Here is a 21,516-nt window from a genome sequence, read left to right on the forward strand (position 1 = left end):
GCGGCGGTTCCGCGCCTCGATCACTGACCAGGCGTCCAGGCCTGGTAGTCGCCGGTGGCGCGGGGACGCTTGCCGGCGGCGAGCGTCGACCCCGGCGGGCGATAGGCCTCCGCCGTGCCCGTGCCATTGGGCTTGTGCGGCTTTTGCCAGGCGCGCGGCTGATAGGAAGCGGAGGTCGGCGGCTCGGTGGTGCGATGATGCATCCAGCCGTACCAGCCCGGCGGGATGGCGGAGGCGTCGGCATAGCCGTTGTAGATGACCCAGCGACGCTCGTGGCCAAGCGCTGGGTCCTTGGCAAAGCGCGAGCGGTAGTAGCGGTTGCCGAACTCGTCCTCGCCGACGAAGACGCCGTCGCGCCAGATGGTGAACTGCGTGCCGAAGGTCTGGCTGTTCCACCAGGTGAAGAACTTGAGGAAGAAGGCCTTCATGGACCGCCCGCGCGCGATTTCCGGATAGTCCGGTTCATGCCACCCGCGCCGGCCATTGTCCAGCCGCACCCCGCTCATGGCAGCGGCCGCCCCCGGGGGAGCGGCCGCGCAGAATAAGCGTTCAGAGGCGATCAGACGTCGTCGCCGCCGAAATCGTCGTAGCCACCGCCGTTGTCGTAGCCGGCCTCGTGGTAGCTGTCATTGCCATAGCCCTGATCGTAGCCGCCCTTCTCCGCGCTCTGGTCACCGGCACCGCCAGTGTAGCTGTCCTGCGGAGCGCTCTTCTCGGCCGACTGGGTGGCGCCGGCATCGGTTGCCGGAGACGCCGAAGCGGTGCGGGTGCCGCCGCCCATCATCGAGGAGATGGCATTTGCGGCGAGCATGCCGCCGGCAACGCCCACCGCGGCCGTCGCGGCCGTGGCGAGGAAGCCGCCACCGCGGCTCTGCTGCTGCGGAGCGGCCTGCTGGCCCCAAGGACCGCCCATCGGGCCACCCTGCGGACCACCCTGGGGCTGACCCCAGGGACCACCCTGCGGACCACCCATCGGACCACCCTGCGGCTGGCCCCAGGGGCCGGGCTGGGGCGGAGCGCCATAGCCGGGCTGCGGCGGACCGCCATAGGCAGGCGCGGCGGGCTGCTGGCCGAAACCGGGGGGCGGCGGAGCCATGCCCATGCCGAGCGGACGCGGCGGGGCCGGCGGTGCAGCGGCGGGCTTCGAGCCGAAGATCGAGGACAGGAAGCCGCCCTGCTGGGGCTCCGGCTGGCGCTGGAGCTGCTGCTGGAGCTGGTCGATCTGGCCCTGCATGCCGCGCAGCTGGCCCTGCATCGCCTCGTTCTGGCGCGACAGGTCGTTCAGCGCCTGGTCGGAGACATACATGGACTGCAGCAGCGCATAGACGGCGCCGGGCTGCTGGGTGAGGCGCTCCTTGATGAAGGCGTCGACCGCGGGGTCGCGCTGCTGGCTTTCGGCCGATTTGAGGCGGTCGAACAGGCCGGCGATGATGTCGCGTTCCTGTTGGTTCATGGGGAAGGATCCTCCGGAAGACGGGTCGAGGCGGGTCGCCCCCGCATGCTGCCTGTCTGGCACCGCTGCATGGCGATCTCATGTCGCTTCGGCAGACGATTCACTGGGCGGAGGAAACATGGGACCGCGACTGCCACAACGCCAGAGCCCATCGGCGTGGCGGCGCGTCGCAGCCCCCATAACGACAAAGGCCGGGGCAAGCCCCGGCCTCCGGCTATCCCGTTGAAGGGATCAGATCACTTATAGGGCAGCTTCGACCACTGCAGGTCGACCGAGAGGGTCGCCACCACGCTGTGGCCGCACCAGTTGGACCGGCCCGAGCCGGTGAACACGCCGCGATAGTCGCCGGTCGTCGCGAAGCACTGCTGCGAGGTCAGGTTGGTGCCATGGTAGCGCAGGTCGAGGGTGACGGCGTCCTTGTAGGTCCAGGACACACCGGCATTCCAGTACAGGTAATCCTGGATGTTGAAGTTGCCGGCTCCGAAGACGGTCGTGTTGCCCAGCCAGTAGTGACCGACGGCGCCCGAGATGGCGAAATCATTCGGCAGCTTGTACTTGGCGTTGACCTCGGCATAGAGGCCATAGGCGCCGGTGCCGAGCCAGTTGGCCGAGTAGTAGACCGCGCCGCCCAGGTTGAACTGGGGGGTGATGTCGTAGCCGGCCTTGCCGTAGAACTCGAGGAAGTCGGTGTTGCGCGGCGTCCAGGTGCCGGCGAGCGCCACCGGGGTTTCGGCGCCGGTGGTGATGAACTGGCGCTCCGGCGTGTAGAGGTAGAACATGGCGCCGAAATCGAGCGTCAGGTCGCCGATGACCGGGCGGATACCGGCGTAGATATCGATCTCGCCGACGGGGCGGGTCGGCAGCTTGGTGGTCCAGAAGGCCGCGCCGCCGTAGAGCCAGCCATAGCGCAGCTCGCCGTAGATGTTGATCGCGGGGCCGCGCGCCGATTGCGAGATACCGCGGAAGTTATAATCCGACATCAACTTGCCGCCGAAGGCGAAGTCGAAGGCCCACGGCGCCGGAGCGGCAATCGCCGGCGGAGCGGCCACATCGGCGGCCTGTGCGCCCGAACCGAGCGCGGCAGCCAGAAGGCCGGTGAGAACGACTTTTCGGAACATCTGCGTCTCCTGCCTGCGGGGCCGTTGCTCCGGCCCAAATCACCTTCAGTACGTCACGATCACGTCACAACCCGACGTGGCAGGGAAGGAAAAAAACGAGGCAAAAGACTGTGTTTCGCCCAAATAATCGGCATCCACGAAGGAAGAAAAGGCTCTGTTGCGCCGCGGCAACAGAGCCTTTGTTAACCATTTTGGTCCTTACGGCGATTCGTCAGGTCAGCATCCGGTAAGCCGGAAGCGTGAGGAACTCTTCGAAGTCCGGTGCCAGCGACAACGTGCGGAACAGACCGATCGCCTCCTTGAACCGGCCCTTGTCAAATGCCTCGGCGCCAACCTCGTTCCGGACGACCTCCATCTCCTCCTTCAGCGCCCGGTCGAAGAAGTCCGGGGTGCAGGCGATGCCGCCCTCCAGCGCCACGCCATAGGTGGTCCACTGCCAGATCTGCGCGCGGGAGATCTCGGCGGTCGCGGCATCCTCCATGAGGTTGTAGATCGGCACGGCGCCGCGGCCGCGCAGCCAGGCCTCGATGTACTGGACACCGACGCGGATGTTCTCGCGGTAGCCGGCCTCGGACTTCGAGCCCTCGTGGATCTGAAGCAGATCCTTCTGGCCGACGCTGACGTCGTCACGCTGGCGCGACACCTGATTTGGCGTCGGCATGAGGCGATCGAAGGCCTCCATCGCCACAGGCACGAGGTCGGGATGGGCGACCCAGGTGCCGTCGTGGCCGATGGTGGCCTCGCGCTCCTTGTCCGCCTTCACCTTGGCGAAGGCGGCGGCATTGGCCTCGGGGTTGTTCTTGATCGGGATCTGCGCCGCCATGCCACCCATCGCGAAGGCGCCGCGCTTGTGGCAGGTCTTCACCAGAAGCTCGGCATAGGCCTTCAGGAAGGCCTTGCTCATCACCACCTGGCTGCGGTCCGGCAGCACATAGGCCTGGTTGCGGGCAAGCTTCTTGATGAAGGAGAAAATATAGTCCCAGCGGCCCGCATTGAGGCCCGCCATGTGGTCCTTCAGCTCGAACAGGATCTCGTCCATCTCGAAGGCCGCCGGCAGTGTCTCGATCAGGACGGTCGCCTTGATCGTGCCCTTGGGGATGCCGAGCTTGTCCTGGGCATAGACGAAGACGTCGTTCCACAGCCGCGCCTCGAGATGGCTCTCCATCTTCGGCAGGTAGAAATAGGGGCCCGAGCCCTTGGCGATCGACGCCTTGGCGTTGTGGAAGACGTAGAGGCCGAAGTCGAACAGCGAGCCCGACATATCCTCGCCGTCGACCTGCACATGGACCTCGGGCAGGTGCCAGCCGCGCGGGCGCGGGATGATGACCGCGACCTTGTCCTTCATCGCATAGGACTTGCCGGAATTGGGATCGGTGAAGGCGAGGGTGCCGGCCCAGCGATCCCTGAGGTTGATCTGGCCCTCGATCTGGTTCGACCAGGTCGGCGAGTTGGCGTCCTCGAAATCGGCCATGAAGCACTTGGCGCCGCAGTTCAGCGCGTTGATGACCATCTTGCGGTCCACGGGGCCGGTGATCTCGACGCGGCGGTCCTGTAGGTCGGCCGGGATCGGCGCGACGGTCCAGGCGGCGTCACGGATGTGCTTGGTCTCGGCCAGGAAGTCGGGCAGGGCGCCGGCGTCGAACTGCTTCTGCCGCTCGACGCGCAGCTTCAGCAGCCGCTTGCGGGTCTCGTTGAAGGTGCGCTGCAGGTCCACCACGAAGGCGATGGCCTCGGGGGTCAGGATCTCGTCGTAGCGGGGGCCCATCGCGCCTGTGATGGTGACGCCGGTCATCGCGGTCATGCTCATCTCCTCCTCTTGCCGCGGTCGGAACACGCGGCGCATGACAGAGATATAGAGCGCGGCGGCCTATGCCGAAACGAGCGAAGGTGCTCAGCACTTTATCCGTGAGGGAAATAATCTAGCGGATCGCCTCGCGGGCCGCGGCCAGCCAGCGGGCTTCGACGCGCCCCTCGCCACTGGCGAGGAGCGCCCGTTCCAGATGCCGATCCGCGTCGGTCATCACGCCATCCGTCAGATGGATGGCGCCGCCGAACACCCGCCAGGTTCCGGCAGGCAAGCCGGCACAGTCCGTGCTGACCACGAGGCCGCGATAACCGAGGCCGGGTGGAGAGGGGGCCGCACCGGTCGCCGGGACGAGGTCGCGCACGAGCCCGGACAGGACCGCGGCCTCCTCGCAGGAGAGTGTCCATGCGGGATTCGGCATGCCCGAGAGCAGGTCGATCATCACCGCCAGCACGGTGATCGCCCCATGCCGGTCACCGGTCCGAAGCTCAGTTGATCCGGACCCAGGAGCCGGTCGCCATGTAGCCGCAGAACTGGGTGTAGGGCCCGCGATCGCATGTTTTCGGATCCTGGATCGTCTTGCCGGCATTGTCGGTGTTGCGGGCGGCGGTCTGGCCGGGCTTGTGGCTCCAGCAGCCCACATTGTCCTGCCGGTACCAGTGGTAGTCGGTGTTCGGCCAGATCACCAGTGCCACGTACCAGCCCTGGCCGGCGGTGCGGGTGGCGGAGAAATCGGGCACCGGCTGCAGGCCGTCCGCTTGAGCGGCGGCCGAGACCGGCGCGCATTGCAGGTTGCTGAGCGTGATGCCATGCGCCCTGCCGGGCTGGGCGAAGGTGTTCGTCGCCTGGTTGTTCGCATAGTTGTAGCAGTTGTTGTAGGGCTGGATGGCCGGCGTGTTCCAGAAGGCTGGATTGTAGGCCGGCGCATCGGCCGCCTTGCAGATCGGGCAGGCCAGCGGCTTGAGGATCTTGGAGAGGTCGATCAGCTTGGTCCAGTTCACGAACTGGCTGCGCACATGCTTGCGGATGGCGTCCTCAATGGATTGCGCCGGAGCGGTGGCCAGCAGGAATTCCTCTACCTCCGGTCCGGCGATGTGGCCGCCAAGCAGCGCCCGGCCGCGGCTCGCGATTGTCGGCTTGCCGGTGTCGCCGCCGATCTCGCGGATGGTGAAGCCGCGATAGCCAAGCGCTGCGGGAGCGGCGGCCCGGCGAAAGGCCTTGGGCTGCGTCTCCCGGAAGCGCGTCAGGTCCTTGACCTGAGAGTCGCTGAGGATCCAACTGGGATTGGGCCGGCCGGAAAAGATCTCGAGTGTGACATGCACGGCCATGAGGTGTTCCTCCCTGGTGTCGAGTGCATGACGAACTTAATACAACTAAAAAGAGAATATGAGTCGCGATGTTTCCGGATGCGGGAAGGAGATCGCGCGTCGCATCGGCCGGCGTGCTGGATTTTGGCCGGCGCCCCGTCTATGGCGGGGCTCCCTGTTTCACCGATCCGCCATGGCCGTCATCACTCCCGTCGATACCTATTCCTTCAGCCCGGGCGACCTCGCCATCGCCGAGCGGCGGCCCGGTATCTCGGCCTTCGTGCGCACGCGCAACGGAGCGGATTTCCTGCGCCCGACCATTCTCAGCCACGCCCCCTTCGTTGACGAGATCGTCGCCGTCTACAACCAGTGCACCGACGGAACCGAGGCTGTCCTCGCCGCGCTGCAGGACGAGCTCGGATCCGACAAGCTGAAGCTGTTCCACTACCTGCCGCGGGTTCATCCGCCGGGTTCCACGGCCCATGCCGCCGAGCCCGCGGCCTCGCCGCATAGCGTCGTCAATTACTCGAACTTCGCCCTGACGCGCACGACGCGGCAGGTCGTCGTGAAGCTCGACGACGACCACATCGCCTTCGAGCGGGGCCTCGTCCCCATGGTCGAGCGGCTGCGGCGCGACGGCCTCGCGCCCGGACGGATGCTATGCTTCTCAGGCCTCAATCTGGTGCGGGACGAGGCGGGCAGGGTCGGCATCCATGCCGATACGCCCTTTTCCGGCAATGGCGACATCGGCTTCTTCGCCATGACGCCGGACGCCTACTTCGTCCACGACCGCCGTTTCGAGGATTTCCGGAAATATCATTTCCGCCGGGTCTTCACCGGCTTCGCCTATTGGCACATGAAATATCTGAAGACCGGTCTCGGCTTCGCCAATTACGAGATCGGCAGCGGCGACAATCGTCGGTTCGCCCGCAAGGAGGAGGCCTTCCGCCGCCGCTGCGAGGTCCTCACCATCGCCGAAGTGGCCGCCGCCATGCCGCGTCTCAGGTCGCAGGTCATGCGGCGCGTTCCCATCGACAAATGGGCGCTGATCGGTAACCGCGCTCTCGCGATGGCTGGCGGTGCGGTCACGCAGGCCGACCTCGACGCCTTCCTCGCAACCTATGGCCTGGGGTCGGCTCTGGCGGAGGCCGTGGCCTGACGCAAAAAGGCGCCCGCGGCGAGCCGCGGACGCCCTTGGCCGGGGCCGGCCAGATCAGGCGACGGCGAGGCGCACGTCGAGGTTCTTGCGGGTGGCCTCGGAATAGGGGCAGACGATGTGGGCCTGGGCAACGAGGTCCTCGAGCACGGCCTTGTCGATGCCAGGGGCGCTGATGGTCAGCCCGACATCGATGCCGAAGCCGGTGCCATCGTCACGCGGGCCGATGCCGACCGCCGCGCTCACCTTCGTCTCGGCAGGCAGCGCGACCTTGGCCTTGCCGGCGACGAACTTCAGCGCACCGAGGAAGCAGGCGGAATAGCCAGCCGCGAAAAGCTGCTCGGGATTGGTGCCCTGGCCACCGCCGCCGCCGAGCTCCTTCGGCGTGTCGAGCGTGACGGACAGGCGCCCGTCGTCCGACGCGGCGGTGCCGGTGCGGCCACCGGTGGCGGAACCGTGGGCGGTGTAGAGGATCTTCATGGGGGTCTCCCTGGGGCGGTGTTGAAACCGGCGCTGCGTCAGCGTCATGAATTACGTTGCACGCAATCTAATTGTTTGCAATAGGTCATGTGACGCGGGATGCAGGCCTTGCGCCGCGGCGGCGGCTGCGGTCTCTGGGGCAGCGGAGGCGAGGATGGCGGACGATCATGACGTTCAGAAGCTGGGCGACCAGCTGTGCTTCGCGGTCTATTCCGCGGCCCATGCCTTTACCCGGGTCTACAAGCCGCTGCTGGCGCCGCTGGGGCTCACCTATCCGCAGTACCTGACCATGCTCGTCCTCTGGGAGCGGGACGACCTCTCGGTGAAGGCGATCGGCGAGAGGCTGGGCCTCGATTCGGGCACGCTGACCCCGCTCCTCAAGCGCCTCGAAAAGCTCGGCCTCGTCGCGCGCCGTCGTGATCCCCAGGACGAGCGTTCGGTGCTGATCGGCCTCACCGCGGAAGGGCTGGCGCTGAAGGCGAAGGCGAAGGACATTCCGCTCGCCCTCGGCTGCGCCATTGGCCGCCCCTGGCCCGATGTCATCCGGCTGCGCCAGGACATCGCGGTGCTGCGCGATGCGCTCAACGCCACGGCCGAGGCGGCCGGTCCCACCTGAGGGTCTATTCGGCCGCGGCGAGCCCGGCCGGCCGCGCCGACAGCAGCGTGTCGGCGAGCGCTTCCGGCACCGTCCCGCCATGCGCCCAGTCGAGGAGCTCGACCGTGTGGACGATCGGCACGGGGCGCGCATGGTCCTCGTACCCCTTCGCGATCTGGGTGATGCAGCCGATATTGCCGGCGGCGATCACATCGGGGCGGGTCTTGTCGAGGTTCGCCACCTTCCGGTCGCGTAGTCGCTCGGCGATCTCCGGCTGCATGATGTTGTAGACACCGGCCGACCCGCAGCACAGGTGACCCTCCGGCGGCTCCTTCACGGTGAAGCCCGCGGCCTTGAGGAGGTTCTTCGGCGTGTCCTTGATCTGCTGGCCGTGCTGCATCGAGCAGGCCGAGTGATAGGTCGCGACGATGCCATTGCCAGGAAGGGCGGGCAGGTCGAGCGTCGCCAGATACTCCGTGACGTCCTTGGCGATGGCCGAGACCCGCGCCGCCTTGTCGGCATAGGCCGGGTCGTTGCGGAACATGAAGCCGTAATCCTTGATCGTCGTGCCGCAGCCAGACGCCGTGATGACGATGGCGTCGAGCCCCGCCCCGTCCATCTCGGCGATCCAGGCGTCGATGGTGCGCTTGGCCTGGGCGTGGCTCTGCTCCTCGCGGCCCATATGGTGGACGAGCGCGCCGCAGCAGCCCTCGCCCTTGGCGAAGACCACCTCGATACCGATGCGTGTCAGGAGGCGCACCGCCGCCTCGTTGATGCCGGGCTGCAGCACCGGCTGGGCGCAGCCCTGCAGCAGCGCGACGCGGCCGCGCCGGACGCCTTCGGCCGGATGCACGCCGCCGCGGTCGAGATGTGAGCGCGAGGGCAGCCGGTCCGGCGCAAGTTCGATCATGGCGCGGGTGCGTTTCAGGATCCCGGCCCGCTCAGCGATCGGGCCGATGGTCTTGCGCGACACGGCGACCGCCGCGCGGCCCTTCCAGCGCAGCACCGAGACCATGGACAGCGCCTTCTTGGCAAGGAAGCCGCCGGCGAGCGCCAGCCGGAAGCGGTTGGGATAGGGCAGGATGGTGGCGAGCACGCCCCGCATCAGCCGGTCGGTCCAGGGCCGCTCGTAGGTCGCCTCGATATGGGCGCGGGCATGGTCGACCAGGTGCATGTAATGCACGCCCGAGGGGCAGGTGGTCATGCAGGAGAGGCAGGAGAGGCAGCGGTCGACATGCTTGACCACCTCGGCCGTCGCCGGACGGCCGGTCTCGAACATCTCCTTCATCAGGTAGATGCGGCCGCGCGGCGAATCGAGCTCGTCGCCGAGCAGCTGGTAGGTCGGGCAGGTCGCGGTGCAGAAGCCGCAATGGACGCAGGTGCGGAGGATCTTCTCCGACGTGGCGATGGCGGGATCGGCGAGCTGTTCGGGCGTGAAGTTGGTCTGCATGGCCTCACATCCCCCGATACATGCGACCGGGATTGAGGATCCCATCCGGGTCGAAACTCGCCTTGATGCGCTTCTGCAGCGCCATGGCCGGCGTCGCGAGCGGCGCGAAGACGTCCACCGATCCTCGCACCACCTCCGGTGCCCGAATGAGCGTCGCATGGCCGCCGGCAGCCTTGGCCGCGGCGTGGACGGCCTTTGCGCCGGCATCGCTGCCGATGGCAATGCCGGCCCAGACGAGGCCACCGCCCCAATCCAGCATCAGGCGCGGAGCCAGCGGTGCGAGCCGCTCCGCCAGCGCCGGTGCGGCGCTCGGCGGCACCGAGATGCGCCAGACCGCCTCCTCCGTATCGCTGAAGATCGCGGCGTCACGGATATCGGCCCAGAGTGTCAGGCCCGCCTCGCCGTCGATCACGGATACGGCGCCGTAGGGCGCGAGCAGCTTGGACAGCGCATCGGTGCGATAGGCGAGCGAGGCGGCAAAGCCCTCGATGCGGATGAGCGTGCGGGCGGCATCGGCCCCCTTGGCCGGCACATGCGCCGCCCCGGTCGGCTCGAACGGCGAGCCCAGCGCTGCCGAGAGCGCCGCCACCGCCTTCGCGACGTCGAGGCCTTCGATCACCAAAGTCCGCTCTGCTTCGGCGACGGGCAGGACCTTGAAACAGACCTCGTGGAAGACCGCGAGCGTGCCATGCGATCCCGCCAGCGCCTTCACCAGGTCGAGGCCGGTGACGTTCTTCATGACGCGGCCGCCGGATTTCACGTCCTCGCCGAGGCCGTTGACGAATTTGAGCCCGATCATCGAGTCGCGCGCCGCGCCGAGATTGATCCGCGCGGGTCCCGAGACATTGGCCGCGGCAACGCCGCCGACGGTCGGCTCGCCGACGCTGCCCAGCAGGCGGCGATGATCCATCGGCTCGAAGGGCAGGCGCTGGCCGCGTGCCGCGAGCGTCTCGGTAACCTCGCGCAGCGGCGTGCCGGCCTTGGCGGCGATGACGAGTTCGGCGGGCTCGTAGAGCGTGATGCCCGAGAGCTTTGCGGTCGAGACTGTCGCGGCAGCCTGGACCGGGCGGCCGAGACCGGCGCGCGTGCTGCCACCGGCGACGGCGAGCGGCGTGCGGGCACGCCGAGCCTCGGTCACGATGGCGGCAAGTTCGGCCGCGGTGGAGGGCGTGTGGAGGGTCATGGATGCCTCAAGCCGCCGCGCGCGGCGTCTCGTCCCGCGGCGCGTCCAGCGGGAAGACCTTGGCGGGGTTGAGGATCCATTTCGGGTCGAGCGCCGTCTTGATCCGCGTCTGCTGCAACAGGTCCACTTCGGTGAACTGCTCGCGCATCAGGTCGCGCTTCTCGATGCCGACGCCGTGCTCGCCGGTGAGGCAGCCGCCGACCGCCACGCACAGACGCAGGATGTCCTCGCCGGCATGTTCGGCCTTCACCTGCTCGGCGGGGTCGTTGACGTTGAACATCACCAGCGGGTGGAGATTGCCGTCGCCGGCATGGAAGACATTGGCGACGCGCAGGCCGTAGCCCTTCACGATCCGGTCGATGCCCTCCAGCACCTCCGGCAGGCGGCCAGTCGGGATCGTGCCGTCCATACAGATATAGTCGGCGACGCGGCCGGTGGCGCCGAAGGCGGACTTGCGGCCCTTCCAGATGGCGGCGGTCTCCATGGCCGACTTCGATTCCTTCACCACCGCCACGTCATGGCGCCGGGCGATCTCGACGATGCGGGCGAGCATCGCGTCCATTTCGGCATCCGAGCCCTCGACCTCGATGATGAGCATAGCCTCGACATCCAGCGGATAGCCGGCCTTGGCGAAGGCCTCGCAGATATGGATGGCCTCGCGGTCCATATATTCGATGGCGACCGGAATGATGCCCGCGCCGATGATGTCGGCGACCGTCTTGCCCGCCGCGGCGATCTCCCGGAAGCCGAACAGCACCGGCCGCGCCCCCTCAGCCTGGCGCAGGATGCGCACCGTCACCTCGGTGACGACGCCGAGCTGGCCCTCGGAGCCGACGAGCAGGCCGATGAGGTCGTAGCCCGGCGCATCAAGCGCGCCACCGCCGATCTCGACGATCTCACCCTCCACCGTCACCAGCTTGAGGCCGAGGATATTGTTGGCCGTGACGCCGTACTTAAGGCAATGCGCGCCCCCCGAATTCATCGCCACATTGCCGGCGATGGTGCAGGCGAGCTGGCTCGACGGATCGGGCGCATAGAAGAAGCCGGCATGGGCGACTTCGCCGGAAATGGCGAGATTGGTGATGCCCGCCTGCACCCGCATGGTGCGGTCGGAAAAGTTCACGTCGAGCACCCGGTTCATCTTGGCGACGCCGAGGACGACCGCGTCCTCCTGGGGGATCGAGCCGCCGCAGAGCGAGGTGCCGGCGCCGCGCGCCACCACGGGCACACCCTCGGCGTGGCACAGCGCCAGGATCGCCGCCACCTGCTCGGTGGCCTCGGGCAGGACAACGACCATGGGGATGCGGCGGTAGGAGGTCAGCGCATCGGTTTCGAAGGCGCGGCGCTCGTTCTCCTCGGTGATGACGCCCTCGCCCGGCACGATGGCCTTCAGCGCGGCAATCACCCGGTCGCGTTTCGCCAGCACGTCGGCACGCGGGGCAGGAAAGGCGATGGCCATGGCGGTCTCCCCTTGTTCTCGTCCGGAGGCTGGTGCGCAGCGCTCCGTCTGGAATTGTTTCAAACGACTATACGACGGATTACCAATGGCGGAACGGCACCGCTGAGGTGAAGATTATTTCCCTGGTGGAAACAATGGAGCGCGGTTCGTGACGCCTCTCGCCGATCTGGAGATCTTCGCGCGGGTCGTCACCGCCGGCGGCATGTCGGCGGCGGGGCGCGAGATGGGCCTGTCGCCGGCCGTCATCTCCAAGCGCATCAAGCGGCTGGAGGAGCGGCTCGGCACGCGGCTCCTGCAACGCACGACCCGGCAGCTGTCCCTCACCGAGGCGGGGCAGGGCTATTACGAGCGCGTGGTCGCCATCCTCGCCTCCATCGACGAGGCGGAGACCTTCGTCACCCGCCGCTCGAACCTCGCCCGCGGCACCCTGCGCGTCTCGGCGCCGACCTCCTTCGGCCGCCTCCACATCGCCCCGCACCTGCGGCCCTTCCTCGCCGCCAATCCGGACCTCGTGGTCCATCTTGAGCTCTCCGACAGTTTCGTCGACATCGTCGGCGAGGGCTATGACGTCGCCATCCGCATCGGTGAGCTCGATGATTCCTCCTTCGTCGCCCGCCGCCTCGCCCCCAACCACCGCCTTCTTGTCGCGACCCCCGGCTATCTCGACGCCAGCGGCCGGCCGAAGAGCCTGTCGGACCTCGCGGGCCATTCGCTCCTCTCGCACAACACCGACACATGGCGGCTCGAGGGCCCCGATGGCTTGCAGCTCGTGCGCCTGCGCGGGCCCTTGCGCACCAATTCCTCGGAGGTCGTGCGCGAGGCTGTCCTCGCCGGCATCGGCATCGCCTTGCGCTCCACTTGGGACGTCGGGCCGGAGCTGAAGGACGGCCGGCTGGAGGTCGTGCTGCCGCAATGGCGGGCGACCCGGCGCGTCGCCGTCCATGCCGTCTATCCGACCCGTCGCTTCCTGCCGCAGAAGGTCCGCGTCTTCGTCGACTGGCTCGCCGGGCTCTACGGGCCGGTCCCCTACTGGGACCAGGGGCTCGACCTGACGGCGCGGGACGGCTAGAGGCTTGCCGTCCGCCATTCCGGAACACCGCATGACGCGCGCCCTGTCCGATCTTGACCTCCGCCTCGCCGCCCTTCTGGGCGAGGCTGGTTTCACGCGCGCCGAGCCGCCGCTGCTCATCGCTGCCGATCTGGTGCGCGATCTCGTCGGCGAGGCCATGGCCCGCCGCCTCTTCCTCACCACCGATGCCGAGGGTCGCGAGCTGTGCCTCAGGCCCGACTACACGATCCCCGTGGTGCAGGCCCATCTGGAAGGCCCTCGCGCCGCCGAGGCCGCGGCCTATGCCTATCTCGGCCCGGTGTTCCGCCATCGCCCCGGCATGGACGGGCAGTTCAACCAGGCCGGCATCGAGCTGCTCGGCCGCACCGATCGCGAGGCGGCGGAGGCCGAAGTCGTGGCGCTCGGCCTGAAGGGCGCCCGCCTCTACACGGACGGGCCGCTGAGGCTCGCGCTCGGCGATGTCGGGATCTTCATGGCGCTCGTCGGGGCCCTTGGCCTGCCGCCTGCCTGGCGCCGACGCCTCGCCAAGGACTTCCGTCGCTCCGGCATGCTGGCGGGCGACCTCAAGCGTCTCGCAGAGCCGGCCCGCGGCGCGCCGACCCATGCCGGCCTCCTCGCCGCGCTGGAGGGCTCTGACCCGAAGGCCGCGCGCGCCCTCGTCACCGACCTCCTGTCCATCGCCGGCATCACCACGGTCGGCGGCCGCTCCGCCGCCGATGTGGCGGAGCGCTTCCTTGAACAGGCGGCGCTCGGCGCCGGTGGCCTGAGCACGGAGCAAGTGGGCGTGGTCGAAAAGCTCCTCGCCATCGACACGACTGCAGCCTCCGCAGAGCAGCAGATCCGCGCGCTGGCGAAAGGCGCCGGTCTTGCCATGGACGAGGCGATCGACCGGCTCGCCCGCCGCCATGACCTGCTGGCGAGCGCCGGCATCGACCTCGGCGCCGCCCGCTTCTCCACCCGCTTCGGCCGCGACGTCGATTACTACACCGGCCTCGTCTTCGAGATCCACGATGGCGCCGGCGCCGAGGCTCGCCCTCTGGTCGGCGGCGGACGCTATGACCGCCTGACCGACATGATGGCGGCCAAGCTCGGCCTCGCCACGAAGGTGCCGGCCGTCGGCTGCGCCTTCTGGGTCGAACGCCTCGCGGCGGTGGGAGGCCGCGCATGACCGATACGCTCGTCTTTGCCATCCCCTCCAAGGGCCGCATCCTCGAATCCGCCCAGGACTTCCTCGACCGCGCTGGTCTGAAGCCTGTGCAGGGCCGCGGCGCCCGCGACTATCGTGGCACCATCCCCGGCCTCGACAATGTTGAGGTCGCTTTTCTCTCCGCCTCCGACATTGCGCGCGAACTCGTCGCCGGCACGGTCCATCTCGGCCTCACGGGCCTCGACCTGATGCACGAGGCGACGCCGGAGCCAGAGGACCGTCTCGTGTCGCTGACCGCCCTCGGCTTCTCCCGCGCGGATGTGGTGGTGGCCGTGCCGCAGGCCTGGATCGACGTCTCGACCATGGCCGATCTCGACGATGTCGCGAGCCAGTACCGCGCCCGCCATCGCACGCGCATGCGTGTCGCCACCAAATACCTGAACCTCACCCGCGCCTTCTTCGATCGGCACGGCATTGCCGATTACCGCATCGTCGAATCCGCCGGGGCCACCGAGGGCGCGCCCGCCGCAGGCGCGGCTGAGCTCATCGTCGACATCACCACCACGGGCGCGACGCTCGCCGCCAATGCGCTGAAAGTGCTCGACGACGGGGTGATCCTGAAATCGGAGGCGCATCTCGTCGCCTCACGCACGGCGGTCTGGGGCGCGGGCGCACTCGCCTCGGCCCGCGACATGCTCGACCGCATCCATGCCCAGGCGCGCGCAAGACAGCTGCGCGAGGTCCGCACCCGCTTTTCCGGCGCGGACGCGGCGCTGCTCGCTGAGGCGCGTGAGCGTTTTGGCGTCGAGGCGCCCTTCGGCGGCCCGACCTCATCGGGAATGCTGACGCTGCACTGCCCGCCAAAGGCAGTCTTCGCCCTCGGCCGCTTCCTGCGCGACCGCGGCGCCGAGACCGTGTCGGTCGCCGAGCTCGACTACGTCTTCTCGCGCGACAACCCGCTCTACGACCGGCTCACGGCCGCGCTCGCCCGCTGACGCGACGCTTCAGACCGCGTCGGTCGAGGTGACGATGAAGGTCAGCAGCGCGCCATCCTCGTCGCGGATCGAGACATATTCGCCGATCTGGAAGAGGTGGTCGCCAAAGCGGTAGCCGGCCTCGTCGTCGTCGCTTCCGGCCGGGTCGTAGTCGAAGGTCCAGGTCGCACCCTTCGCACCGCCGGCCTTGTGGACGAGCAGCCCATGCTGGTCCTCCTCGCCCGCCCAGAAGCGATGAACCTTGCAGAGATCGCGATGCTCTTTCCAGGCGGCAAGATCGATCCGGCCTTCCGCGTCGAGCGGCGCGACGAACTCGTAGCCGTGCAGTTTCGAGCCCTCGGGAAAACCTGGCGAGCGGGCCATGTTGAGGCGGATCCGGTGAAAGCCGCGGGGGAGGGTGGTCATGGCGGGTCCTCTTCGCTGAAACGTCGCGATACGCATGCGCCGTTGGGCCACCGGCCGCCTTGATCGGGGTCAACAGGCTCAGCCGAACCCGACGCTCCTCACCGCGATCACCGCGGCCATGCCGGCCGCGAGCGCCGCGATATCCTTGCGGACCAGCACCATGACCGCCGCTGCGACAGCGACGCCGATCCAGGCGGCGAGCCCGCCGCGCATGGCCAGCGGCACCACGGTGGAGACGATGATGGCGCCGGGCAGCGCCTCCAGCGCGGCGCGCACGAAGGGCGTCGGCGGCACACGGCTCATGATCCAGTAGCCGGCGAAGCGGACGAGGAAGGTCGCCGCCGCCATGCCCGTGATGGCGATATAGGGCCAGGCCTCCTCAGGCACGCTCACGCAGCACTCCCGCGGCGAGCGAGCCGGCGAGGGCCCCCGTGACGATGAACCAGTAGCCCTCGGCGAGCTGCGCGGTGACCACCGCGACGCCCGCGGCCACCGGCCAGGCGAGGCGGTCGCGACGGAGCCGGAACAGGCCGACCGACATGGCGGTGAAGGTCAGCGGCATCACCATGTCGATGGCGAAGCGCTTGGGGTCGGTGAGGAGATGGCCCAGCGCATGGCCGGGAATGGTGGCGAGCGTCCAGATCACCCACATGAACAGGCCCGCGCCAATGAAGACGCCGGTGTCCTGCCCGCCTTGGGCGTGATACCGCGAAGCGACGACGAAATTGGCGTCCGTCAGTGCCGCAAGGCCCACATGAACCGGACCGGCCGGCCCGCGTGACAGCCAGGGCTGCAGCGAGGCGCCCATCAGCAGGAAGCGCAGGTTCACCGCCATGGTCACCACGACGATGGCGGCGACCGCCGCGAGGCTGAAGCTCTGTGTCCAGAGCTGGAGGCCGAGGAGCTGCGAGGCCCCCGCATAGACCGACAGGCTCATGAACACCGCCTGTCCGAGGGTCAGGCCCTTCTCGGCGGAGGTTGCACCGACCGCGGCAGCAAAGACGAGCGTGCCCGGCAGCAACGGCAGGCTGAGCCGTGCGCCCTCGACCATGCCGGCGAAGGTGCAGGGAGCGCGGGGAGGGGAGAGGCGCGAGGCATCCATGGCAGGTCCGTGGTGATGTCCTCTTGTCCCGTCCGCGAACGCTTCGGTCCAGCCCTGCGCGATGCAGGGCGGAACCCCGCCTGCCGCAGGGGTAAGGTGGCTTCAGCCGGCGATCGGCTTGCGGAAGAAGAACTCCCAGCTCGCGCTGGCATCGGCGAGATAGCGCTCCACCGGTTCGCGGACAAAGCCGAGCTTCTCGTAGAAGCGATGGCCCCGGGCAAAGCGCGTGTCGCTCCAAAGAACGATCTCCCGCGCACCGCGCGCCTTCAGGTAGGCCTCGCCCTCCGCATAGAGCCGCTGGGCGAGCCCAGAGCCGCGATGGCCGGCGCTCGCATAGACCTTGAAGAGTTCTCCGGTTCCGCCGACCGGCGTCATCACCGCCGCCAGCGAACCGATCACCTCGCCCCCCGCCTCGGCGACGAAGAGCTGTCCGCCCAGCCGCTGATAATGGCTGGCCGGCGCTTTCAACTCGGGGAATTCCTCGTCGAGGAACAGGCAGCCCGGATACTCGGCAAAGGTCGTGGCGATCAGCGCGGCGAGGGCGGCGCCGTCGCTGTCGCGGGCAGGGCGGATGTTCATGCGTCGTGGGATCCGAACAGCGTGGCGCGGGCGAGCGCCTCAGGCGGCGGGAGCGGCTCTGGCGTGAAGCGCGCAGCGACGGGCAGCGCCGCCGCGAGCATGCGCTGGTAGCGGGCGCGGGGCACCTCGATGGCGCCGAGCGAGGCGAGATGTGGCGTCACGAATTGCGTGTCGAGCAGCACGAAGCCGTCGGTCCTGAGCCGCGCCACCAGATGGACCAGCGCCACCTTGGAGGCGTCGGTCTCGCGGTGGAACATGCTCTCGCCGAAGAAGGCGCCGCCGAGGCTGACCCCGTAGAGACCGCCCACAAGGCGCCCGTCACTCCAGGCCTCCACCGTGTGGCAATGGCCGCGGCGGAAGAGTGCGCCATAGAGGGCGCGGATGCGGGCATTGATCCAGGTGTCCTTACGCCCGTCCGCGGGCTCGGCGCAGCCGTCGATGACCGCGTCGAAATCGCTGTCCATGCGGATCTCGAAGCGACCCGCCTTCACCGTCCGCGCGAGGCGCTTCGACACCAGCAGCCCTTCCAGCGGGAAGATGCCGCGGCGCTCCGGTTCCACCCAATAGAGACCCGGATCGTCGGCGCTTTCCGCCATCGGGAAAATGCCGCAGGCATAGGCCTTCAGCAGCACATCCGGCGTGATGGTCTGGTCGAGATCGTCGCCGTGGCGCGTCATGGGGTCAGTCTAGCCGCTCCGCGGGGGCCGGGCCAAGGACCCGATGGCTGCTGCCGTTCAGCGCAGCGCCTTCTCGAACCGGACCTCGCCCTCCGGCGTGCGGCCGGTCTCCGTCCAGCCCTGGCGGCGATAGAAGCGGTCGGCGCGGGTGCCGGGGTCGGTCGTCAGCCAGGCGCGGCCATGGCCCGCCGCTGCGAGGTGCACGCAAGCGGCGGCGAGCAGGTCGCGCGCCATGCCGCGCCCCTCGCTCGCCCGGTCCATGAAAAGGGCGAAGATCGAGCCGTCGCGCGGGTCGGCGGAGGAGAAGCCGTGGATATGGCCGTCCGTCTCGAAGACCCAGAACCCGTCACGGTCGATGAGAAAGGCGACGGTGTCGGTGATCTTCGCCGGGTTCGACAGCATGTTCTCCCTGACGGCCCCGCGGATCTCCGAGATCCGCGGCAGGTCGGCGCGGGTGGCGATGCGGATCACTGCTTCTCGATGCCCGCGACGCGCGCCGCCTCGGCCCACTTGGCGGCTTCCGCGACCACGCGGGCGGCGAGCTCATCGGGCGAGGAGGGCGCGATGACCATGCCGAGATTGTCGCCGAGTGCAGTACGCACCTCTGGCGCGGCGGCCGCCGCCCGCACGGCGGCATTCAGCTTGGTGACGACCTCGGCCGGCACGCCGGCGGGCGCGAACAGGGCGAACCAGGCGATGAGCTCGTAGCCCTTCGTGCCCGCCGCCTCGTCGACCGTCGGCAGGTCCGGCACCTGCGCGCTGCGCTGCTGCGAGGTGACGGCCAGCGGGCGCACCGTATTGCCGCGCACCTGCGGCAGCATGACGCCGAGATCGGCGGTGAAGAGGGTGACGCGGCCGGCGATGAGGTCCTGCATGGCATTGGGGCCGCTGCGGTAGAAGACGTGGGTCATCTTCATGCCGGTCATGGCCATCAGCATCTCCGTGGAGACGCGCTGGGAGGCCGAGGCCGAGGCGAAGGTCAGGTCGGTGCGGCCCTTGGCGTAGTCGATGAGCTCGCGGAGCGTCCGCACAGGCACCGAGTTCGGCACGGCGACGATGAGCGGCACCGACGACAGGAAGGACACCGGCTGGAAGTCCTTGTTCATGTCGAAGGGCACGTTGTTGAACAGCGCCGGGGCTGCCGCATTGGTCGAGTTGGTGCCGATCAGGATCGTGTAGCCATCCGGCGTTGCCTTGGCGACGGCGTCGGCGCCGATCAGGCCATTGGCGCCCGGACGGTTCTCGATGACGATGGACTGGCCCAGCGTCTTGGTCATCTGGTCGGCGAAGGTGCGGGCGACGATGTCCGTCGCGCTGCCGGCGGCGAAGGGCACGATCGCCCGGATCGGCCGGTTCGGATAGGACTGCGCCAGGGCGGCGCTGGCGCTGGCGAGAAGGCCGCAGGCAATCGTGGCAGCGAGCAGGGTGCGGCGGCGGACGGTCTCGGACATGGTCATCTCCCCGGTGGCTCGGACGTCGCGCGCGTCCGTTGCATGACATCCTCTCTAGCCGCTCGCCGGGATAAGGCAAGCCGGCCGCAATGTCGCGCAGCCTCCTCAAGACGCGGCGAGCGCGCTATGTCCATGGCCATGACCGCCCGACGCCCGCCCCGCCGCACCTTGCTCGCTCTTCTCCTGCTGCTCTCGGCTCAGCTCCCGTCACCTGCCGTGGCGACCGAACGGGTGCCCCTCGCTGCCACCGCGCCGCAGGCGGCGCCGCTGGTCGAGCGGCTCAGGACCGGTGGCCTCGTTCTCTATTTCCGTCATGCCGACACGGCCGGGATGCCTTGCGACAGCTCCTTCCGGATTGGCGACCGCGCCGGCCAGCGCAACATCTCGCCCCGTGGGCGGGAGCAGTCCCGCCGCATCGGCGACGCCATGGCGGCGCTGCGCATTCCCGTTGCGAAGCCCGTACTGGCCGGCCCGGTCTATCGGGCCCGCGACACGGCCGAGGAGGCATTTGGCGTGTCCGAGGTCCAGGTCACGGATAGCCTTACCGCCGATGACTACGCCGGGCCTCGCCTCGACTGGGTGCTGGCCGAGCATCGCCGGCTGATGGCCGAGCCGCCGCCCGCCGGCCTGAACCGCGTCCTGGTCGGCCACCGGACCCCTGCCATCATGCTGTTTGGGCAGGAGGTCGCCGGCCGCGCTTTCCCGGAAGGCGCCGCCATCGTCATGGAGCCGGCTTCGCCGCCGCGGATCCTCGGCATCGTCATGTTCGCGCCTATTTCCGGAGCCGGCTTCCACGGCTGCTGACCGGGCGGCGCAGGGCGCCTGCCCGTCTTCATGGATTGACCCGGCGTCACGCTGCGGCCAACCTCCGGCCGCCCATGCTGACCTCCTTCCCCTTCATCGTCTCCGCCCTCGGCATCACCCAGATCATCTCCTGGGGGACCATCTTCTATGGCATCTCGGTGCTGGCGAAGCCGATGATGGCCGAACTGGGCTGGAGCGCGACCTTCGTCTTTGCGGGGTTCTCGCTCTCGTTGCTGGTCGGCGGCATCGTGTCGAAGCCCGTGGCGCGCTTCATCGAGCGGCGCGGCGGACGCCTCACCCTGACCATGGGATCGCTGGTCGGTGCCTTCGGTCTCGCCATGCTGTCGCAGGTGAATGATCCAATCGTCTATATCGCTGCATGGATCGTGCTGGGCCTCGCCTCGCGGCTGACCCTCTATGACGCCGCCTTCGCCACGCTGGTGGAGATCTATGGCATGCGGGCGCGCCGGCCGATCTCGGTGCTCACCCTCTTCGGCGGCCTGGCCTCCAGCATCTTCTGGCCGATCACCCACTATCTCAACGAGGCCATCGGCTGGCGCGGCGCCTGGCTCGTCTGCGCCCTGGCCGTCCTCGTGCTCTGCACGCCGCTGCACCTGCTGCTGCCGCGGCTCGGCACGCCGATCGGTGGGTCGGAGGGCGAGGCGGCCCAGCCCGATCCCGAGCCGCTGGTGCCCGCGGAACAGAAGGCTTTCGCCGTCCTGATGCTGACCATCGCCATGGCCGGCAATTCCTTCATCACCACAGCCCTGTCTGTCCATCTTATCCCCGCCGTCGTCTCCATGGGCATGGCGGCGGCGGTGGCGGTGTGGATCTCCTCGCTGCGCGGCGTGTTCCAGACGCTTGGCCGCCTTGCCGAGATTATCTGGGGCAAGAACCTCGACCCCTTCCTCTTCGCCAACATCTCCACCGGCATGATGGTGCTGGCCTTCATCCCGCTGGCGCTTGGCGGGGTCTCGGTCCCCTTCTTCTTCGCCTTCAACATCCTCTTCGGCATCTCGGTGGGCCTTGCCACCATCGTGAAGGGCGCGGTGCCGCTCGTGCTGTTCGGCCGCCACGGCTATGCCAGCGTGCTCGCCTCCATCGCCACCCCCGGGCTGATCGTCACTGCCATGGCGCCGACGGCCTATGCCGCCGTGCTCGATGCCTCGGGGCCGGTCGCCGGCTTCTGGGTGATGTTCGTGGTATCTTTGTCCTCATTCGCGGCCACGGCGGCCCTTGCCTGGAGGTTCCGCCGCGTATCAGGCTGACGCGGGGAAGGCGC

24 protein-coding genes are annotated in these 21,516 nt (G+C 68.5%); 7 read left to right on the forward strand and 17 right to left on the reverse strand.

The features are described 5' to 3' along the window. Nucleotides 1-20: 20 nt before the first annotated feature. From O9344_RS00165 to O9344_RS00190, 6 genes are all read right to left on the reverse strand, one after another. Nucleotides 21-428 carry an NADH:ubiquinone oxidoreductase subunit NDUFA12 gene (locus O9344_RS00165; protein ID WP_298471322.1) on the reverse strand — a complete coding sequence of 136 codons (408 nt, stop codon included), beginning with the start codon at nt 426-428 and terminating at the stop codon, nt 21-23. Between the two features lie 131 nt (nt 429-559). Further along, complete coding sequence (locus tag O9344_RS00170) at nt 560-1,453, reverse strand: DUF2076 family protein (protein ID WP_298471325.1); 894 nt, start codon at nt 1,451-1,453, stop codon at nt 560-562. A 236-nt stretch (nt 1,454-1,689) separates the two neighbouring features. Then, nucleotides 1,690-2,571 carry a TorF family putative porin gene (locus tag O9344_RS00175; protein ID WP_298471328.1) on the reverse strand — a complete coding sequence of 294 codons (882 nt, stop codon included), beginning with the start codon at nt 2,569-2,571 and terminating at the stop codon, nt 1,690-1,692. Between the two features lie 211 nt (nt 2,572-2,782). After that, nucleotides 2,783-4,372: a malate synthase A gene (gene aceB / locus O9344_RS00180; protein ID WP_298471330.1), complete on the reverse strand. Its 1,590-nt coding sequence runs from the start codon at nt 4,370-4,372 to the stop codon at nt 2,783-2,785. Between the two features lie 118 nt (nt 4,373-4,490). Beyond that, on the reverse strand, nt 4,491-4,817 hold the full coding sequence (locus tag O9344_RS00185) for a hypothetical protein (RefSeq protein WP_298471332.1): 327 nt from the start codon (nt 4,815-4,817) through the stop codon (nt 4,491-4,493). Nucleotides 4,818-4,863: 46 nt separating this feature from the next. After that, a complete protein-coding gene (locus O9344_RS00190; protein WP_298471335.1) occupies nt 4,864-5,703 on the reverse strand; it encodes a hypothetical protein in 840 nt (279 codons plus the stop codon). Between the two features lie 172 nt (nt 5,704-5,875). On the opposite strand from O9344_RS00190, the gene O9344_RS00195 reads away from it, so the two are divergent. Continuing rightward, nucleotides 5,876-6,841 carry a hypothetical protein gene (locus O9344_RS00195; RefSeq protein ID WP_298471338.1) on the forward strand — a complete coding sequence of 322 codons (966 nt, stop codon included), beginning with the start codon at nt 5,876-5,878 and terminating at the stop codon, nt 6,839-6,841. 54 nt (nt 6,842-6,895) lie between these two features. Here O9344_RS00195 and O9344_RS00200 read toward each other — a convergent pair whose 3' ends face one another. Next, on the reverse strand, nt 6,896-7,318 hold the full coding sequence (locus O9344_RS00200) for an organic hydroperoxide resistance protein (RefSeq protein ID WP_298471341.1): 423 nt from the start codon (nt 7,316-7,318) through the stop codon (nt 6,896-6,898). A gap of 154 nt (nt 7,319-7,472) precedes the next feature. Here O9344_RS00200 and O9344_RS00205 point away from each other — a divergent pair, with 154 nt between their 5' ends. Next, entirely contained in the window at nt 7,473-7,934 is a 462-nt protein-coding gene (locus O9344_RS00205; RefSeq protein WP_298471344.1) for a MarR family transcriptional regulator, read from the forward strand. Between the two features lie 4 nt (nt 7,935-7,938). Here O9344_RS00205 and O9344_RS00210 read toward each other — a convergent pair whose 3' ends face one another. The 3 genes from O9344_RS00210 to O9344_RS00220 are packed head-to-tail and all read right to left on the reverse strand — an operon-like array spanning nt 7,939 to nt 12,005. Further along, a complete protein-coding gene (locus O9344_RS00210) occupies nt 7,939-9,363 on the reverse strand; it encodes a heterodisulfide reductase-related iron-sulfur binding cluster (protein ID WP_298471347.1) in 1,425 nt (474 codons plus the stop codon). A 4-nt stretch (nt 9,364-9,367) separates the two neighbouring features. Then, the gene (locus O9344_RS00215) at nt 9,368-10,546 is read right to left on the reverse strand and encodes an FAD-binding protein (RefSeq protein WP_298471349.1); all 1,179 of its coding nucleotides are present in this window, start codon (nt 10,544-10,546) and stop codon (nt 9,368-9,370) included. A gap of 7 nt (nt 10,547-10,553) precedes the next feature. Next, nucleotides 10,554-12,005 carry an FAD-linked oxidase C-terminal domain-containing protein gene (locus O9344_RS00220; RefSeq protein ID WP_298471351.1) on the reverse strand — a complete coding sequence of 484 codons (1,452 nt, stop codon included), beginning with the start codon at nt 12,003-12,005 and terminating at the stop codon, nt 10,554-10,556. A 148-nt stretch (nt 12,006-12,153) separates the two neighbouring features. On the opposite strand from O9344_RS00220, the gene O9344_RS00225 reads away from it, so the two are divergent. The 3 genes from O9344_RS00225 to hisG are packed head-to-tail and all read left to right on the forward strand — an operon-like array spanning nt 12,154 to nt 15,216. Then, nucleotides 12,154-13,074, forward strand: a complete 921-nt coding sequence (locus O9344_RS00225) for a LysR family transcriptional regulator (protein WP_298471354.1) — start codon at nt 12,154-12,156, stop codon at nt 13,072-13,074. Nucleotides 13,075-13,105: 31 nt separating this feature from the next. Further along, on the forward strand, nt 13,106-14,242 hold the full coding sequence (locus O9344_RS00230) for an ATP phosphoribosyltransferase regulatory subunit (RefSeq protein WP_298471357.1): 1,137 nt from the start codon (nt 13,106-13,108) through the stop codon (nt 14,240-14,242). Beyond that, nucleotides 14,239-15,216 carry an ATP phosphoribosyltransferase gene (hisG, locus tag O9344_RS00235; RefSeq protein ID WP_298471359.1) on the forward strand — a complete coding sequence of 326 codons (978 nt, stop codon included), beginning with the start codon at nt 14,239-14,241 and terminating at the stop codon, nt 15,214-15,216. The genes O9344_RS00230 and hisG overlap by 4 nt, the downstream gene beginning before the upstream one ends. 9 nt (nt 15,217-15,225) lie before the next feature. Here the strand turns inward: hisG and O9344_RS00240 are convergent, their stop codons facing one another. The 7 genes from O9344_RS00240 to O9344_RS00270 all read right to left on the reverse strand — a co-directional run bounded on the left by O9344_RS00240 (nt 15,226) and on the right by O9344_RS00270 (nt 19,430). Continuing rightward, nucleotides 15,226-15,621 carry a hypothetical protein gene (locus O9344_RS00240; RefSeq protein WP_298471361.1) on the reverse strand — a complete coding sequence of 132 codons (396 nt, stop codon included), beginning with the start codon at nt 15,619-15,621 and terminating at the stop codon, nt 15,226-15,228. A gap of 78 nt (nt 15,622-15,699) precedes the next feature. Then, a complete protein-coding gene (locus O9344_RS00245; RefSeq protein WP_298471363.1) occupies nt 15,700-16,014 on the reverse strand; it encodes an AzlD domain-containing protein in 315 nt (104 codons plus the stop codon). Next, on the reverse strand, nt 16,001-16,723 hold the full coding sequence (locus O9344_RS00250; protein ID WP_298471365.1) for an AzlC family ABC transporter permease: 723 nt from the start codon (nt 16,721-16,723) through the stop codon (nt 16,001-16,003). The genes O9344_RS00245 and O9344_RS00250 overlap by 14 nt, the downstream gene beginning before the upstream one ends. Nucleotides 16,724-16,825: 102 nt before the next feature. Next, nucleotides 16,826-17,302: a GNAT family N-acetyltransferase gene (locus O9344_RS00255; RefSeq protein WP_298471367.1), complete on the reverse strand. Its 477-nt coding sequence runs from the start codon at nt 17,300-17,302 to the stop codon at nt 16,826-16,828. Continuing rightward, the gene (gene aat / locus O9344_RS00260) at nt 17,299-17,979 is read right to left on the reverse strand and encodes a leucyl/phenylalanyl-tRNA--protein transferase (protein WP_298471370.1); all 681 of its coding nucleotides are present in this window, start codon (nt 17,977-17,979) and stop codon (nt 17,299-17,301) included. Before aat ends, O9344_RS00255 begins: the two co-directional genes overlap by 4 nt. A gap of 57 nt (nt 17,980-18,036) precedes the next feature. Further along, a complete protein-coding gene (locus O9344_RS00265) occupies nt 18,037-18,450 on the reverse strand; it encodes a GNAT family N-acetyltransferase (protein ID WP_298471373.1) in 414 nt (137 codons plus the stop codon). Continuing rightward, nucleotides 18,447-19,430 (reverse strand): tripartite tricarboxylate transporter substrate-binding protein, encoded by a 984-nt coding sequence (locus O9344_RS00270; RefSeq protein WP_298471376.1) that lies wholly within the window; start codon nt 19,428-19,430, stop codon nt 18,447-18,449. The genes O9344_RS00265 and O9344_RS00270 overlap by 4 nt, the downstream gene beginning before the upstream one ends. A 138-nt stretch (nt 19,431-19,568) precedes the next feature. Between O9344_RS00270 and O9344_RS00275 the strand changes: the two genes are divergently transcribed. After that, nucleotides 19,569-20,234, forward strand: coding sequence for a hypothetical protein (locus tag O9344_RS00275; protein WP_298471379.1), 666 nt, complete (start codon nt 19,569-19,571; stop codon nt 20,232-20,234). A 74-nt stretch (nt 20,235-20,308) separates the two neighbouring features. Further along, on the forward strand, nt 20,309-21,502 hold the full coding sequence (locus O9344_RS00280; protein WP_298471384.1) for an MFS transporter: 1,194 nt from the start codon (nt 20,309-20,311) through the stop codon (nt 21,500-21,502). Nucleotides 21,503-21,516 lie beyond the last annotated feature (14 nt).

The sequence above is a fragment of the Phreatobacter sp. genome (assembly GCF_027532945.1).
Lineage (GTDB): Bacteria > Pseudomonadota > Alphaproteobacteria > Rhizobiales > Phreatobacteraceae > Phreatobacter.

What these genes read in the sequence shown, in the direction of transcription:
- O9344_RS00210 (WP_298471347.1), bottom strand. Translation starts at nt 9,363, where the DNA reads ATGCAGACCAACTTCACGCCCGAACAGCTCGCCGATCCCGCCATCGCC.
- O9344_RS00200 (WP_298471341.1), bottom strand. Translation starts at nt 7,318, where the DNA reads ATGAAGATCCTCTACACCGCCCACGGTTCCGCCACCGGTGGCCGCACC.
- hisG (WP_298471359.1), top strand. Translation starts at nt 14,239, where the DNA reads ATGACCGATACGCTCGTCTTTGCCATCCCCTCCAAGGGCCGCATCCTC.
- O9344_RS00250 (WP_298471365.1), bottom strand. Translation starts at nt 16,723, where the DNA reads ATGGATGCCTCGCGCCTCTCCCCTCCCCGCGCTCCCTGCACCTTCGCC.
- O9344_RS00255 (WP_298471367.1), bottom strand. Translation starts at nt 17,302, where the DNA reads ATGAACATCCGCCCTGCCCGCGACAGCGACGGCGCCGCCCTCGCCGCG.
- O9344_RS00215 (WP_298471349.1), bottom strand. Translation starts at nt 10,546, where the DNA reads ATGACCCTCCACACGCCCTCCACCGCGGCCGAACTTGCCGCCATCGTG.
- O9344_RS00165 (WP_298471322.1), bottom strand. Translation starts at nt 428, where the DNA reads ATGAAGGCCTTCTTCCTCAAGTTCTTCACCTGGTGGAACAGCCAGACC.
- aat (WP_298471370.1), bottom strand. Translation starts at nt 17,979, where the DNA reads ATGACGCGCCACGGCGACGATCTCGACCAGACCATCACGCCGGATGTG.
- O9344_RS00205 (WP_298471344.1), top strand. Translation starts at nt 7,473, where the DNA reads ATGGCGGACGATCATGACGTTCAGAAGCTGGGCGACCAGCTGTGCTTC.
- O9344_RS00190 (WP_298471335.1), bottom strand. Translation starts at nt 5,703, where the DNA reads ATGGCCGTGCATGTCACACTCGAGATCTTTTCCGGCCGGCCCAATCCC.
- O9344_RS00220 (WP_298471351.1), bottom strand. Translation starts at nt 12,005, where the DNA reads ATGGCCATCGCCTTTCCTGCCCCGCGTGCCGACGTGCTGGCGAAACGC.
- O9344_RS00275 (WP_298471379.1), top strand. Translation starts at nt 19,569, where the DNA reads ATGACCGCCCGACGCCCGCCCCGCCGCACCTTGCTCGCTCTTCTCCTG.
- aceB (WP_298471330.1), bottom strand. Translation starts at nt 4,372, where the DNA reads ATGACCGCGATGACCGGCGTCACCATCACAGGCGCGATGGGCCCCCGC.
- O9344_RS00240 (WP_298471361.1), bottom strand. Translation starts at nt 15,621, where the DNA reads ATGACCACCCTCCCCCGCGGCTTTCACCGGATCCGCCTCAACATGGCC.
- O9344_RS00195 (WP_298471338.1), top strand. Translation starts at nt 5,876, where the DNA reads ATGGCCGTCATCACTCCCGTCGATACCTATTCCTTCAGCCCGGGCGAC.
- O9344_RS00170 (WP_298471325.1), bottom strand. Translation starts at nt 1,453, where the DNA reads ATGAACCAACAGGAACGCGACATCATCGCCGGCCTGTTCGACCGCCTC.
- O9344_RS00230 (WP_298471357.1), top strand. Translation starts at nt 13,106, where the DNA reads ATGACGCGCGCCCTGTCCGATCTTGACCTCCGCCTCGCCGCCCTTCTG.
- O9344_RS00270 (WP_298471376.1), bottom strand. Translation starts at nt 19,430, where the DNA reads ATGTCCGAGACCGTCCGCCGCCGCACCCTGCTCGCTGCCACGATTGCC.
- O9344_RS00175 (WP_298471328.1), bottom strand. Translation starts at nt 2,571, where the DNA reads ATGTTCCGAAAAGTCGTTCTCACCGGCCTTCTGGCTGCCGCGCTCGGT.
- O9344_RS00185 (WP_298471332.1), bottom strand. Translation starts at nt 4,817, where the DNA reads ATGATCGACCTGCTCTCGGGCATGCCGAATCCCGCATGGACACTCTCC.
- O9344_RS00280 (WP_298471384.1), top strand. Translation starts at nt 20,309, where the DNA reads ATGCTGACCTCCTTCCCCTTCATCGTCTCCGCCCTCGGCATCACCCAG.